Origin of the sequence: Nitrincola lacisaponensis (genome assembly GCF_000691225.1) — a bacterium.
Lineage (GTDB): Bacteria > Pseudomonadota > Gammaproteobacteria > Pseudomonadales > Balneatricaceae > Nitrincola > Nitrincola lacisaponensis.
Genome location: NZ_JMSZ01000016.1, coordinates 430,635 through 446,402, shown reverse-complemented (window position 1 = coordinate 446,402; position 15,768 = coordinate 430,635). Strand labels below are relative to the sequence as shown.

Annotated in this window: 13 protein-coding genes; all 13 read right to left on the bottom strand. The window is 53.4% G+C overall.

Going from position 1 to position 15,768, the window contains the following annotated elements; genetic code table 11:
* Positions 1-22 precede the first annotated feature (22 nt).
* Complete coding sequence (gene tilS, locus ADINL_RS05410; RefSeq protein WP_051632584.1) at positions 23-1,348, bottom strand: tRNA lysidine(34) synthetase TilS; 1,326 nt, start codon at positions 1,346-1,348, stop codon at positions 23-25.
* 20 nt (positions 1,349-1,368) lie between these two features.
* On the bottom strand, positions 1,369-2,328 hold the full coding sequence (gene accA, locus ADINL_RS05405) for an acetyl-CoA carboxylase carboxyl transferase subunit alpha (protein WP_036544676.1): 960 nt from the start codon (positions 2,326-2,328) through the stop codon (positions 1,369-1,371).
* Positions 2,329-2,439: 111 nt separating this feature from the next.
* The gene (gene dnaE, locus ADINL_RS05400; protein WP_036544674.1) at positions 2,440-5,946 is read right to left on the bottom strand and encodes a DNA polymerase III subunit alpha; all 3,507 of its coding nucleotides are present in this window, start codon (positions 5,944-5,946) and stop codon (positions 2,440-2,442) included.
* A 1-nt stretch (position 5,947) separates the two neighbouring features.
* Complete coding sequence (gene rnhB, locus ADINL_RS05395) at positions 5,948-6,532, bottom strand: ribonuclease HII (RefSeq protein ID WP_036544672.1); 585 nt, start codon at positions 6,530-6,532, stop codon at positions 5,948-5,950.
* Positions 6,525-7,688: a lipid-A-disaccharide synthase gene (lpxB, locus tag ADINL_RS05390; protein ID WP_084154404.1), complete on the bottom strand. Its 1,164-nt coding sequence runs from the start codon at positions 7,686-7,688 to the stop codon at positions 6,525-6,527. The genes rnhB and lpxB overlap by 8 nt, the downstream gene beginning before the upstream one ends.
* 9 nt (positions 7,689-7,697) lie before the next feature.
* Positions 7,698-8,468: an acyl-ACP--UDP-N-acetylglucosamine O-acyltransferase gene (lpxA, locus tag ADINL_RS05385; protein ID WP_420835593.1), complete on the bottom strand. Its 771-nt coding sequence runs from the start codon at positions 8,466-8,468 to the stop codon at positions 7,698-7,700.
* Positions 8,469-8,470: 2 nt separating this feature from the next.
* Entirely contained in the window at positions 8,471-8,908 is a 438-nt protein-coding gene (fabZ, locus tag ADINL_RS05380) for a 3-hydroxyacyl-ACP dehydratase FabZ (protein WP_084154403.1), read from the bottom strand.
* Between the two features lie 12 nt (positions 8,909-8,920).
* Positions 8,921-9,943 carry a UDP-3-O-(3-hydroxymyristoyl)glucosamine N-acyltransferase gene (gene lpxD, locus ADINL_RS05375; protein WP_036544666.1) on the bottom strand — a complete coding sequence of 341 codons (1,023 nt, stop codon included), beginning with the start codon at positions 9,941-9,943 and terminating at the stop codon, positions 8,921-8,923.
* A gap of 5 nt (positions 9,944-9,948) precedes the next feature.
* The gene (locus ADINL_RS05370) at positions 9,949-10,449 is read right to left on the bottom strand and encodes an OmpH/Skp family outer membrane protein (RefSeq protein ID WP_051632583.1); all 501 of its coding nucleotides are present in this window, start codon (positions 10,447-10,449) and stop codon (positions 9,949-9,951) included.
* A gap of 10 nt (positions 10,450-10,459) precedes the next feature.
* Entirely contained in the window at positions 10,460-12,820 is a 2,361-nt protein-coding gene (gene bamA, locus ADINL_RS05365) for an outer membrane protein assembly factor BamA (RefSeq protein WP_036544661.1), read from the bottom strand.
* A 44-nt stretch (positions 12,821-12,864) separates the two neighbouring features.
* Positions 12,865-14,217: a sigma E protease regulator RseP gene (rseP, locus tag ADINL_RS05360; protein ID WP_036544659.1), complete on the bottom strand. Its 1,353-nt coding sequence runs from the start codon at positions 14,215-14,217 to the stop codon at positions 12,865-12,867.
* 30 nt (positions 14,218-14,247) lie between these two features.
* A complete protein-coding gene (locus ADINL_RS05355) occupies positions 14,248-15,057 on the bottom strand; it encodes a phosphatidate cytidylyltransferase (RefSeq protein WP_036544656.1) in 810 nt (269 codons plus the stop codon).
* A gap of 4 nt (positions 15,058-15,061) precedes the next feature.
* Positions 15,062-15,748: a polyprenyl diphosphate synthase gene (gene uppS, locus ADINL_RS05350; RefSeq protein WP_239644336.1), complete on the bottom strand. Its 687-nt coding sequence runs from the start codon at positions 15,746-15,748 to the stop codon at positions 15,062-15,064.
* Positions 15,749-15,768 lie beyond the last annotated feature (20 nt).

Below are 15,768 nucleotides of genomic sequence, written 5' to 3'. Positions count from 1 at the left end.
GAAACCTGTAAAAGTCGTGATTTTAGGAGGGGTCAAGATGGTATTGCAGACTAACAAAAAATGGCTCTCCAGACAATCCAAAAGGTTGCCAGCGACCCATTGAAGCTGTTTTTTTCTGCCAACGCATGTCATAACAGAGACCCGGAACCCACAGAACCCCTTCAGCATCGCGGATAATAGGCCAGGTATCGCGCAGCCAGGGCGGCACACCGGCCTCCTGAAACAGCTGTGATAATTTGCGCTGCCCCTGGCGTCCGGCAGGGCGAATCCGGTCGCCCTCACGTCGATAACTGAGCCTTAAGGGCTGCTCTGTCTGCAACAACTCGTCAGGTAGCAGCAGCCGCCCCGAAGGCAGTGTCAAACTGCAATCTTCAGGCGTCAATAGACGATCCAGCGGCTCAACCACCCGGGATGCAGGACACAGGAACAAGCGCTGCCGATAGGTACGCAGGAACACGTCCGGCGACAGGCGCAACTCACGCTCCGGGTTCTCAGCCGTCACAAAAAACTGCTGCTTCAGCTGCCGTAACCGGGTTTCACTCAAACGCACCCCCCAACTGGCCAACCAATAGCGCAACAGATTATGTTGATGCGGCTGACTCAGATGCTGCAGGACCGGGAGGAGCAACACTTCCGGGCGCTCCTGACACAGTTGCAGATCAGCAAGCGCCATTTCATTGAGCAGCGACTGAGCTTCTGACATATGTCCAGCTGTTTCTGTCAGCCGACTGACCAGCGCGGGCCAGCGCGCTGTCAGCGCGGGCAGAACCTGCAAACGCAGATAGTTACGATCATAGTGCAACGTACTGTTACTGGGGTCTTCGATCCACTGAAGCCCCTGCTCTACTGCCCAGTCTTGCAGCATTTGACGGGACAATGCCAGAAAGGGTCTCAGCAGCATACCCTGCTGCAACGGTCGGGCTTCTGGCATACCAGCCAGACCGGCCACACCCGTACCCCGACACAGGCGGAATAACAGAGTTTCAGCCTGATCCCCGGCATGATGCGCCATCAGCAACCCGTCACCCGGCTGCAACACCTGCTCAAATGCCGCATAGCGCGCCTCTCGGGCGGCCTGTTCTGACGCTGAAGACAGTGATACTTGCAGCGCTTTGAACGGCACGTTCAGCTGCGCGGCCACCTGCTGGCAATGTACTTGCCAGGCCGAAGCCTGAGGTTGCAACTGATGATTGATGTGCAGGGCAAGCAAGGAGGCATCCGGCAGAGCCTGGACAGCAGCAAATAACAGCACATGGGAATCCATACCGCCACTGAATGCAATACACCAGCGGCGGATCCCGGGATAGCGACTCGGCAAGCTTGCCAGACAGGAGACTGGTGTCAGCATACCGGGCACGACAGGCTGGCTCAGATAGAGCCAACCCCATAGGACATCAAACGCTCATAGCGGCGTTCGATCAGAGTATCCAGATCCAGCTGACCCAGACGTTCCAGCGATGCCTGCAGCTGCACTTTCAGACTGGCAGCCATGTCGGCCGGATGACGGTGTGCGCCACCTAACGGCTCAGGAATGACCCGATCAACCAGTCCCAGCTCATGCAAGCGTTCAGAATTGATCCCCATCGCCTTGGCCGCATCCGAAGCACGCTCGGCACTTTTCCACAAAATAGAGGCGCAGCCTTCAGGAGAGATAACCGAGTAAGTGCCATACTGCAGCATCAGCAGCTCATCGCATACGCCGATCGCCAGGGCGCCACCAGACCCCCCTTCACCAATAACAGTGGAAATAATCGGGGTACGCAGGCGCGACATTTTTGCCAGATTGAAGGCAATCGCTTCAGACTGACCACGCTCCTCGGCATCTATCCCGGGATAGGCACCCGGTGTATCGATGAAGGTCAGCACAGGCAAGCGGAAACGTTCTGCCATTTCCATAATACGCAAGGCCTTGCGATAACCTTCAGGTCGCGGCATACCGAAGTTACGACGCACTTTCTCTTTCACTTCACGGCCTTTTTGATGACCGATCACGACTACCGGCACACCATCCAGTCTGGCAATCCCGCCTACGATAGCTGGATCATCTGCAAAGTGACGATCGCCATGTATCTCATCAAAGTCATCAAACGCCAACGCCAGATAGTCCAGCGTATAGGGGCGCTGAGGATGGCGAGACAATTGAGAGATCTGCCAGGCGCTCAGATCGTTAAAGATGGATCGGGTTAACCGCTGACTCTTTTCCTGCAGATTATTGATCTCTTCTGACAGGTTCAGATCTGCATTACCCTCACCTACATGGCGTAACTCATTGATTTTGGCTTCCAGCTCGGCAATAGGCTGTTCAAAATCGAGGTAATTTGGATTCATGCGCTTCCAGTTCTGCGTTAGTCAAACATTAAAATTCAATTAGGCAGGGATTTTACCTGCTGTGCTTCTCGATCACCAGCCTGACAAGTAGCCCTGTGCTGACAACAGCCGTCAGGCGTCTGGCCATGCCAGACGCACGGCATCATTACCAAACAGCTCTTTCAGTGCAATCAGCTGCTCATCTGAAGGCTCTGGATGCCAGTCACTGCCCAATCGAAGATCACCTTCGGCATCCTCACGACGATAGCGCAGCGCCAACGGAATCCGGTCCTGCGCCTGTCGACTGGGAGCCAGGCAATCCACCAGCTGCCGCAACTTTGAGGGCGTCAATACCGAGGCATCACAAGAGACTTCTATATGACTGGCATGGCGAGCACGGGCCTGCGTCACACTCATGACGCTCTGCCCGCGAACACGAACACCGCCATTGTACTCATCCGGCGCAACCTCGCCTTCGATAAGCAGCACAACATCCTTGTTAACCAGGTGACGGGATGCATCATAAACATCACCAAACAGGGTAATTTCCATCCGCGCACTGCGATCATCCAGCATCACAATACACAGATTATCGCCTTTCTTGGTCTTCTTGATGCGCAAGTCCACCACTAGGCCCGCCATCTTTTGGCTGCGACCCCGCTGCGGCTGAATATCCACCAGCTTACGACTCACCAGGCGAGACAGTTCAGGCTCATACTCATCAATCGGATGCCCCGTCACATAGAGCCCCAGGGTCTCTTTTTCGCCCTGCAAACGCTCCTTGTCACTCCAATCACGTACCTGAGTGAAATCGGCGTAGGGATCTTGCGGCTGCTCGGCAATCACCTCACCAAACAGATCCAGCATACCGGCATCCGCATTGCGAGCAGCCTGATCAGCAGACTGCAATGCGGCACCTATTGCCTGCCAGAGCACCGCTCGACTGGGGCCAAGCCTGTCCAGCGCACCACAACGTACCAGCGCTTCCATGACCCGCTTGTTCAGTCGCTTGACACCGACTCGATCACAGAAATCAAACAGATCTTTAAAAGGACCGCCTGTTTGACGAGCACTGACAATCGCTTCCACCGGGCCCTCGCCCACCCCTTTAACGGCTCCAAGCCCGTAGACAATTTCACCGGCATCATTCACGGTAAACATGAACTCACTGGCATTCACGTCAGGCAGATTCACCTTCAACTTCATCTGCCGGCACTCTTCGATGAAGATCACCACCTTGTCGGTGTTCTGCATATCCGAAGACAGTACGGCAGCCATAAAAGGCGCAGGATAATAGGTTTTCAGCCAGGCCGTCTGATAGGAGACCAGCGCATACGCCGCCGAGTGGGATTTATTGAAGCCGTACCCGGCAAATTTTTCCACCAGATCAAAGATATTACCCGCCAGGTCAACACTGATCCCCTGGTTAACGGAACCATCCAGAAAGAACTGACGTTGTTTGGCCATCTCTTCCGGTTTTTTCTTACCCATGGCTCGACGCAGCAAGTCCGCTTCACCCAGGCTGTAACCCGCCATGACCTGAGCGATCTGCATGACCTGTTCCTGATAGAGGATAATCCCGTAGGTCGGCTCCAGTACTGGCTGCAAGCTGTCGAGCTGATAATCCGGATGAGGCCAGGCAAGAGGCGCACGCCCATGCTTACGATTGATGAAGTCATCCACCATGCCGGACTGCAAGGGTCCGGGTCGGAACAAAGCCACCAGAGCGATAATGTCTTCAAAGCGGCTCGGCTGAAGACGACGGATCAAATCCTTCATCCCCGAGGACTCCAGCTGGAACACCGCCGTCGTTTCAGCCCGCTGGAGCAGCTTGAACACTTCAGCATCTTCAAGGTTGATCGACTCGATCGCCAGATCCTCCTCTCCCTGACGCCGCCGCAGCGTATTGATGGTGTTCAGCGCCCAATCGATAATCGTCAGCGTGCGCAATCCGAGGAAGTCAAACTTGACCAGACCGGCTTCTTCCACGTCATTTTTGTCGTACTGAGTGACCAGGCCCTGGCCCTGCTCATCACAGTAGGTCGCTGAAAAGTCCGTCAGGCGGGTCGGTGCAATCACCACTCCTCCAGCGTGCTTACCCACATTACGGGTAATACCCTCCAGCTTCAGCGCCATCTCCCAGATTTCAGCCGCTTCTTCATTGCTGTCAATAAACTCTTTGAGCACAGCCTCCTGCTCAATCGCCTTGCTCAGCGTCATGCCGACTTCAAACGGAATCATTTTTGACAAGCGATCAGCCAAACCAAAGGGTTTGCCCTGCACTCGCGCAACGTCACGTACAACCGCCTTGGCCGCCATGGTGCCGTAGGTAATGATCTGCGACACCGCATCACGACCATAACGGTCCGCTACATAATCAATGACCCGGTCACGGTTATCCATGCAAAAATCGATATCAAAGTCAGGCATGGAGACACGTTCAGGATTCAGGAATCGCTCAAACAGCAGATCGTATTCCAGCGGATCCAGATCGGTAATTTTCAGCGCATAGGCGACCAGTGAACCCGCACCAGAGCCCCGCCCTGGACCCACAGGGATATCGTTATCCTTGGCCCACTGGATAAAATCCATAACGATAAGGAAATACCCCGGGAATCCCATCTGAATAATAATATCCAGCTCAAAGGTCAGACGATCCAGGTACACCTGGCGTTTGGCAGCATACTCAGGATCAGCCGGATCCAGGATAGATTGCAAACGAAAATCCAGCCCTTCCGCCGACACCAGACGGAAAAACTCATCCATGGTCATCCCTTCCGGGATAGGATACTCAGGCAGATAGTAGGTACCCAGCTCAATCTCGATATTACAGCGCCGGGCAATCTCCAGGGTATTCTCAACAGCCGAAGGCAGATCTGCAAACAGCGCCGCCATTTCTGCACTGCTACGAAAATACTGCTGCTCCGAGTAATCACGCGGCCGTGATGGATCGGCCAGGGTGCGGCTCTGGTTAATACAGACTCGCGCCTCATGCGCCTCAAAATCTTCAGGGTAGAGAAACATCACCTCATTGGTGGCAACCAGAGGACAATTCTCCCGGCTGGCCAACACAGCACTGGCATGCACCAACTCTTCATCACCGGGTCGCCCGGTGCGCTGTATTTCCAGATAGAAGGCATCGGGAAAGACCTCCATCCACTCACGCAACAATAATTCAGCGGACTCATCATGCCCATCAAGCAGAGCTCTGCCAATTTCACCCCGGCCAGCGCCAGACAAAGCGATCAGCCCTTCAGCCTTTTCCTTGACCCACTCACGACGCACCAGCGCACGTTCGGATTGCAACGTCTGGCCTTCAGCATAGGCACGTGACACCAGCTCCATCAGGTTTTTATATCCCCGGCCATTACGCGCCAGAAGCGTCAACCGACTGGGCTCGGCACCATCATCCTCAGGATGGACGACCCATAGATCGACACCACAGATCGGCTTGATTCCCTGTCCCAATGCAGCTTTATAAAACTTGATCAGGGCAAACAGGTTAGTCTGGTCAGTTAAAGCGACTGCTGGCATCTGCTGTTCAGCTGCTACGGCAACCAGTTTTTTGACCTTAACCAGGCCATCGTAGAGCGAATACTCACTGTGTACGCGTAAATGTATAAAAGGCTGCTGGTTCATATCAGACCTCTCCTTGCAACAACTGGCGGACGGGTCTGAAACTGCGGCGATGTTCTGTTAAAGGCCCTAAACGCTCCAGCGCCTGAAGATGCGCCCGTGTCGGATAGCCTTTATGCTGGTCAAAGCCATAATCCGGGTAGCTCTGATGCAGTTCCAACATCATTTTGTCCCGTGCGACCTTGGCCAGAATAGAAGCAGCACTGATATTCGCATGCAGGGCATCCCCCCCAACGACAGCCTGGCATGGCAGATCCAGTTCCGGACAGCGGTTGCCATCTACCAGCACCGCATCTGGCCGCAGAGAGAGCTGCTCAACAGCTCGACGCATAGCCAACAGACTGGCATGCAGAATATTTAACTTATCAATCTCGACCACGGACGCACTGGCCACCGCAAAAGCCAACGCGCGCTCACGAATCAGTTGATCCAGCTGATTACGACGCTTCTCACTGAGTTTTTTGGAGTCTGCCAGGCCGTCGATAGGACGCGCCGGGTCGAGAATGACTGCTGCGGCAACCACCGGCCCCACCAAGGGCCCCCGCCCGACTTCATCCACCCCGGCAACATACTGCTGCAGCTCAGACATTTTGCACCTGCTTATCTTTCAACAACTCAACAATAGCCTGAGCGGCTCGACGACTGGCGCCACCCTGTAATGTCTGGTGTAACGCTGTAAACTGTTCAGCCAGATCGTGACAGGCCTGGGGGCTTTCCAACCAATGAGTCACTTCCTGACATAAGCGCTCAGGTGTTACTGCATCCTGCAAAATTTCCGGCACCAGCCCTTCACCAGCCAACAGATTAGGTAAGGAAATCCAGGGGCTTTTCACCAGACGTGAGAGAATCTGATAGGTCAGTCCCGATAAGCGATAGGCCACTACCATGGGCTTTTTGCAGAACATCGCTTCCAGCGTCGCCGTACCCGATGCAATCAGGATGACATCACTAGCAGCCATGACCTCACCTGAACGCTTCAGTAACAACTGCACAGGCAGATCAGCAAACTTCTCGTCAATCAGCTGTTCCAGTGTGTCATAACGGGATGTATTCGCGGCAGGCAAGAGAAACTGTAACTCGGGGAAACGCTGATGCAACAGGCGTGCTGCCTGCAGAAAAGGCTCTGCCAGCCGACTAACCTCACCACCACGACTGCCAGGTAACAGCGCCACGACACGCGCATCGGCATCAATCCCCAGACGCGCACGATTTTCTGCGGTCTGCGGTAGCAAGGGGAACTGATCTGCCAGAGGATGACCAACGAAAGCAACACGCTGCTGGTGCTGTCGATAAAACTCTGCTTCAAAAGGCAGCAATGTCAGCATCAGGTCAGTACCGCGCTTGATCGATACCACCCGTTTCCGGCGCCAGGCCCAGACTGAGGGGCTGACATAGTGAACAGTTGTCAGTCCGGCGTCATGCAACTGTCGCTCCAATCCCAGCGTAAAATCAGGAGCATCGATGCCTATCACCAGGTCTGGCGGGTTATCACGCCAACGGCGCACCAGTTGACGACGAATACGCAGCAGCTCAGGCAAACGCCCCAACACCTCAGTCAATCCCATGACCGACAGACGCTCCAAAGGATAGAGACTGTCAAAGCCCTGAGCCAGCATCAACTCTCCACCTATCCCTTCGGCCTGAAGACCCGGAAACTGCTGCTGCAGTTCCTGCAGTAAACCGGCACCCAAAATATCGCCTGAGGCCTCACCGGCCACCATTGCAATCCGTAGAGGCACTGTCACCTGTAACTCCTAGCGTATGATGCCGCGTGATGATTGTTGCAAGGACTCAATCAGCAGCTGTACAGCGGGTTCTTTGTCCGCCAGTGCCTGTAACTCGGGCAAGGCTTGCTCGCGGGTTAATCCCTGACGATAGACAATTTTATAAGCACGTTTTAACTGAGTCAGCGCTTCTGCAGAAAAACCCCGACGCTTCAACCCTTCGGTATTGATACCATGAGGTTTCGCCGTATTACCATTCGCCATCACATAGGCAGGGATATCCTTCAGCACCACCGTACCTGCACCACACATGACATGTGCGCCGATACGGCAGAACTGATGTACTGCAGTAAAACCACCCAGAATGGCAAAGTCATCAACCTGAACATGGCCTGCCAGGGCTGCATTGTTCGCCAGTATGACCTGATCGCCGACGATACAGTCATGCGCCACATGGGTGTAAGCCATCAACAAATTGTGGCTGCCGATACGGGTGAGTCCCTGATCCTGGATCGTGCCACGATGCAACGTCGCACCTTCACGAATAACGTTGTGATCGCCTATCTCAAGACGCGTCGGTTCACCCCGATATTTTTTGTCCTGGCACTCTTCACCTACACTGGCGAACTGGAAAATACGGTTGTGGCGTCCTATGCGGGTCGGCCCCTTGATGACGACATGCGAACCTATGACACATCCGTCACCAATTTCCACCCCGGCACCGATCCAGGTCCAGGGACCAACTTCCACATCACGTCCCAGCTCTGCAGCCGGGTCAATAATTGCTGTTGGGTGTATCAAACTCATACCTTCCGATCTGCACAGAGAATCGTCGCACTGCAGGCGATCTGCCCATCCACACTGGCTTTAACTGCAAATTTCCAGATACCACGACGCTCAGAGAGCACTTGCGCCTCAAGGCGAACCTGGTCGCCCGGCACAACAGGACGCTTGAAGCGCAAATCATCCGCACCCACAAAGTAGTAAATCGAACCATCTTCAGGTGTCTTGTCCATGGTTTTGAAACCCAGCACACCCGCTGCCTGAGCCATAGCCTCAACCAGGAGTACACCAGGCATCACCGGATGATCAGGGAAGTGGCCATTAAAAAAAGGTTCATTGACCGTGACATTTTTGATCGCCACGATTGACTCACCCGGCACCAGCTCAATGACACGATCCACCAACAAGAAAGGATAGCGGTGTGGCAGGTATTTGCGGATCTCTTTTACATCCATCATGTTTCAATAACCTTATTCAGTCTTATCGGCCTGAGTGAGTTCAATCGAACGCACCCGTTTTGCTAATTCATCCAATTGCCGAAAGCGCACAACATTACGCTTCCACTGCTGATGGGGTTCCAGCCCGGTGCCTGAAGAATAAGCACCCGGAGTATTGATTGACTTGCTAACCAACGACATGGCGGTGATATGCGTATCATCAGCAATCTGCAAATGCCCGGTAACACCGACCATTCCAGCCAGTGTACAACGCTTGCCTATGCGGGTACTGCCGGCAATACCGGTACAACCGGCAATGGCAGAATCCTCACCAATCACCACGTTATGGGCTATCTGGATCTGATTATCCAGCTTGACGCCACGCTCAATACGCGTCGGACTCAGTGCTCCACGGTCAATGGTGACACCTGCACCAATTTCAACGTCATCACCGATGCGTACACCGCCACTCTGATAGATTTTTACCCAACGCTGCTGATGCCGGGCAAAACCAAAACCATCGGCTCCCAACACACTGCCACTGTGTACAATCACACGTTCGCCCAACCACACGTCCGGATACAGTACTACACTGGCCTCCAGACGACTCGCCTCACCAATGCGACAATCACGACCAATTACCGTATTGGGGCCAATATAGGTATCTGCCTCAATAATTGCCCGCTCTCCGATTACCACCTGGGCTGCAATTTCGGCTGTCGGATGCACTTGTGCGCTGGGGTGCACAACAGCGCTGGCATGAATTCCCGGAACCGGTCCGGCACGCCAATCAAATAACTGACTCAGCTGTGCATAGGCCAGATAAGGGTCTGCAACCAGAATGGCCGCGCCCGAAACGTCACCAGACATTTTCTCCTGAACCAGCACAGCTCCGGCGCGGGAAGCCCGGAGCTGTTTCAAATAACGCGGATTGGCAAAGAAAGAAAGCTGCTCTGGGCCCGCGTCTTCCAGCGTCGCCAGACTGCGGATGATACGCGTACCATCACCAATCAGCTGTCCGCCGACCCGCTCTACCAGCTCATTCAGGATATACACGCGAGTTACTGCTGGTTCAGCAGTTCAATAACACGTGGGGTAATATCCACTGCACTGCTGGTGTATACCGTCGCCTGCTTGGCAACAATGACTTCAATATTCTCGTTTTCGATCAAGGTCCGAATTGCCTGATCCAATTTGGGACGCATCTGCGTCAGAAACTCTTCTTCACGCTCCATACGACGCTGTCCCATCTGTTCGGCACGCCCCTGAAACTCAAGATAGGCTTTCTCGAACTGCAAACCCAACTGATGAAACTCTTCATCCGATACCAGACCACGGTTCTGTTGCATCCGGTCTCGGGCTGCGACAGCCTGACGCTCAAGATCCATCAAAGCCGCTTCTTCGCTGGCGAACTCACGCTCCAGTTGCGCACGAAAATCATTGGCAGCACGAGAGCTGAGCAATGCCTCCTGCACGCCCAACACACGTACCACCTTATCCGCCATTACCCAGTTACTGCAGCACAACAATACGACAAACGCGAACGCTTTAACTTTCATCATGACCTCAATATCAGAATGTCTGTCCCAGTACGAACTGGAACACCTCGGTTTCATCACCATCTTTGCTGTTCAGGGCTTTGGCCAGTGAAATCGACAGCGGACCAATCGGTGTCAACCAGCTCAAACCAACCCCGGCAGAATAGCGGAGCTCGCCAAAATCGACCCCCTCAACACAGTTAGCAGGCTTAGACCCACCCACTGTCAAACACTTGGTCGAAAACACATTACCGGCATCCATAAATACCAGAGTACGCCAGCTGCTGTTGTCACGCAGGAAAGGTGTCGGGAAAATCAACTCGGCACTACCAGCCACCAACACGTTACCACCCATTGACCGGGCACGTGAACTGTTTGCCCCTCTACTATAACGGGGCCCCAAAGTGTTGGCTTCAAAACCACGCACAGTATTCAGACCACCGGCATAGAAGTTTTTGAAGAACGGATAATCCTTGTCACTGCCATAGGTATCAGCGTAACCAACACGCCCACGCAGCGCCGCTATCCAGGTTTCATCATCATTGATAGGCCAATAGAGGCGGTTATTATACTGTGCCCGGTAGTATTCAAGATCACTACCCGGCAAAGACACTTCCAGTGTAGCCCCTTGCGCATAGCCTCGTGTCGGGAAGAAGCCACGGTTCAGACGATTATCACTCCAGCCAGCCGTCAGTTTTACATTGAGATAATCATCGCCATTTCTATCAATATACTCACGAATAGCTTTATAAGAATCGCCATCTACAAAGATATCGTTTGGTTTCAGTCGCAGGTATTCAACATCCCCGGAAAAGCTCAAACGCTGGTAGTCATCGATCGGATAACCGAAGGTAATACCGCCACCGATACCATCCGTGTTGTAGTCACCACGATCATCTTCATCAAAGTTTTCTTCGCGGTAGTAGAAGTTGTAGCCTCGGCTGACACCATCCACGGTGAAATAGGGATCGAGGAAATTGAAGCGGTACTCACGCAGGGTCGAGCTGTTGGAAATATTGAAGTCAACGCTCTTACCTGTACCCAGGAAGTTTTCCTGTGCCACACCGAACTGCAGAATAATACCTTCACTCTGAGAAAAACCAACACTGGCCGTTAACTGCCCGGACTGTTGTTCTTCTACAGCAAACTCAATATCAACCTGATCATCAGTACCCGGTACCGGACGGGTTTCAACATTCACCGTACGGAAGTGACCAGTACGCTCCAGACGCTGCTTGGAACGCTCAATAGCGCTGGTAGAGACAATTGCTGCCTCCATCTGCTCAACTTCACGTCGCACCACTTCGTCGGCCGAACGACTGTTACCACGTACCAGCACGCGACGTACATACGTCAGCTTACCCGGCTCAATGAAAAAGCGTAATGAGATGGTACCGTCTTGCTCATTCACCTGAGGAATCGGACTCACATTGGCAAACATGTAGCCCTGATCACCCAGCAAACGCTCCAGACGCTCCTGAGAATCCGTCATTTCACGGCGGGAGAACACATCACCCTCACCCAGACTCATTTTACTCAGCAACTGATCTTCCGGCACCACCAGATTACCAACCATGATTACTTCACCGACACGATACTGCTGACCTTCAGTAATACCTACAGTAATGAAGACGTCCTGCTTGTCGGGTGAAATCGAGACCTGTGTTGAGTCGATAGAGAAGTTAATGTACCCACGGTCCAGATAATGAGAGCGCAAACGCTCCAGATCACCGGCCAGCTTTTCCCGTGAATACTGATCTGACTTGGTGTAAAAAGACCAGAAATTCGGCAGTTTCAATGAAAACAGATCGGTCAGTTCAGAGTCTGAAAAGGATTCATTACCGACAATATTGATATGCTGAATGGTCGCAATACGGCCTTCCGTAATGTTGATATTCAACGCGACGCGGTTCCCCGGCAGGGTTTCGACCTGGGTATTGATATCTGCACCATAACGACCTTGAGATGCATAGACACGCATCAGATCGAGCTCGATCTGATCCAGAGTCGCCCGGCGAAATACGTCGCCTTCCTGCAACCCGGACTGACGCAAACCTTCGCGCAACTGATCGGTCTTGATCGCCTTGTTGCCGTCAATACGAATAATCGCTACAGCGGGACGCTCGCGCAGTACCAGTACCAGCACATCGCCATCACGATTCAACTGAACATCATCAAAGTAGCCTGAACGAAACAGCTGACGTGTAGCTGAAGAAAGCTCCGCAGCACCCACCTGATCACCGGCAGCAATCGGGAAATTCCGGAAAACGGTTCCGGGGTCGACTTGTTGCAAGCCCTCGACACGAACATCACTGACAACAAAAGGCAAAGGATTGGCCTGTACCTGAGCCACCCACAGCAAAGAGATCAGGATCAGAATTAGCGTACGCTTCATGGTGTTGATACTTTCAGTTAGTCCGTCGGTTTGTGAATACCTGCTTACAGGCGTGCCAGATCATTAAAAATAGCCAATGCCATAAGACTGAATAACAGGAACATCCCGATTTTCAGACCCAGGAGTTGCACCTGCTCACTGACTGGCTTACCTCTGATCAGCTCGATCATATAATACATCAGATGACCACCATCAAGCATCGGTATTGGCAACAAATTCAGTATACCCAGACTGATACTCAGATACGCCAAAAAACTGATAAAGGTTTCCAGCCCGGAGGCGGCGGAATCTCCCGCCACTTTAGCAATGGTTATCGGTCCACTCAAGTTTTTCACCGAGATGATGCCAACGATCATCTTGCGAATCGAATCCAGCGTCAACATGATCATCTGACCAGTACGCTCCACTCCCATGACCAGTGCCGTAACAGGTCCATGACGTATTTCGCGCAACATTTCATCCGGCCACTCCGGCGTTTGCACCCCGGCACCGATAAAACCAGACACACTGCCATCTTCACCGGCACGGGCTGCTGGCGTCACGTCCAGTACCAGCTCTCGATCACCGCGCTCTATACCCAGACTCAGACTACGCTCAGGATGTTGCTGAACCTGCTCTACCAGCCACTGCCAACTGGCAACCGGCTCACCATTCAAACTGACAATGCGATCACCCGTCTGCAAGCCTGCTTGCGCAGCACGACCATCGTCCAGCAGCTGACCCAGCACTGGCGCCACATCCGGACGCCAGGGAATAAACCCCAACGCACTGACCGGGGACTCACGCTCCAGATCGACACGCCAATCATTTAACGCGACCTGATAACGGCGCTCGCTTCGCCCCGGCTCAGCCGCTTCTATCTCAATGATGCGCGTATCACCAATCAGAGCAGCCAGGCGCAGATTCACCTGATCCCACGAATCGACACGAAAGCCATTGATAGATTTTATTTCTTCACCTGACTGCATGCCGGCCAGTGCAGCTGGCGAGCCTGGACGCAGCTCACCCACTTTAGGAATCACCACACTGGTGCCGACAACAAACAACAGCCAGTAAGCCAGCACAGCAAACAACAAATTGACCAGAGGGCCTGCCGCTACAATGGCGATTCGCTGCAGCACAGGCTTGGTATTAAACGCCTGCCCTTGCCACTCAGGCGGTACATTATCTTCACGCTCATCCAGCATACGGACATAGCCACCCAATGGAATGGCCGCAATGACATATTCTGTTTGATCTTTACCACGCCAGGAGAACAGCGGCTTGCCAAATCCGACAGAAAAGCGCAATACACGCACGCCACATCGACGCGCAACCCAGTAGTGCCCCCATTCATGAATAGTCACAAGGATGCCCAGAGTGACCAGCGTTGCCAACAAGGTCTGGATCAAGCCCATTAATTACTCCAGCTCAGCCAAGGTGATTCGTTACAACAGCGGAAAATACATCAACCCCAGCAGGAAAACAGGTGCCGCAGCCGTCAGACTGTCGATACGGTCCAACACCCCTCCATGACCCGGCAACAAAGTACCACTATCCTTAATACCACGCTCACGCTTGAACATGCTTTCAAACAGATCACCGAGCACAGAAGCGACAGCGGTCAATACCGCCAACAGTATCAAAAAGACCGTAGACAGGAATGAAAGTTCACGTAACACAGCATAGAGCAGACCAATGGCCACACAGGTCAGCAGACCACCCAGCAATCCCTCCAGGGTTTTTCCCGGGCTGACGCGCGGCATCAGTTTACGCTTGCCATATTTACGTCCGGTAAAGTAGGCCCCTGTATCCGCCCCCCATACCAGAAATAACAGTAACAGAATTAGCCACTCACCATTTGGTAGCGCTTTGATTTCACTCAGAGCCGCCCAGGCCGGAACCAGCACCCACAAGCCAATCACCAACTTAGGCAGGCTCCCGGTCCAGCGCAACCCTTCCGGATAACGCAACACCATGACCACAGCCAACAACCAGAAAAAGCCCACCAACCACATCAGGCCTGCAAGCAGTGCCGGTGAACCCAGCCAGGTCAGCAACAATATCAACGCAGCTGCCAGAGCCACATAGGCAATACGCCCCTGACGACGAAAGCGACAGAAATTAGACCACTCCCAGGCCCCGTAGAGGGTTGCGACTGCAACCAACAGCGAGAACAACCAAACCGGCGCCCAGAGCACTGCACTCAAAACCAGTACACCCAACACCAGGGCTGTTATCACGCGTTGTTTCAGCACTAATTCACGCCTCTATCTGGTCTGATGTTTTTCCAAATCGTCGCTGCCGGCAAGCATAACTTTCAATAGCCTGGTGCAACTCGGCCTTGCCAAAGTCCGGCCAGTAACAGTCACAGAAAAACAGTTCTGTATACGCCATCTGCCAAATCAGGAAATTACTGATGCGCTGCTCCCCCCCTGTACGAATACAGAGATCCGGCTCCGGTACACCCGCCAAGGCGGTATACCGATCAAAGCAGGCTTCATCCATCTGATCAACAGACAAGCGCCCTTCCACACAGGCTTCAGCCATATACCTGGCAGCCTGAACAATATCCCAGCGCCCCCCATAGTTGGCGGCGATATTCAGCAACAGTCGCTGATTGCCTGCGGTCAAGGCCTCGGCTTCCGCCATACGCGCCTGCAAGCGCTCAGAAAAGCGACTGCGATCCCCGACAATCCGTAGACGGATGCCATGACGATGCAGTTTTTTAACCTCTCGATCCAATGAAAGCATAAACAGATCCATCAGACCGCGCACTTCATTTTCGGGACGCTTCCAGTTTTCACTACTGAACGCAAACAGCGTCAGCACCTCAACTCCCAGCTCAACACAACCCTCAATGGTTTGCCGTACGCTGCTGACTCCCGCCTTGTGACCCGCAAGGCCAGGCAGATGGCGTTGCTTCGCCCAACGGTTATTACCATCCATAATAATGGCAACATGCCGTG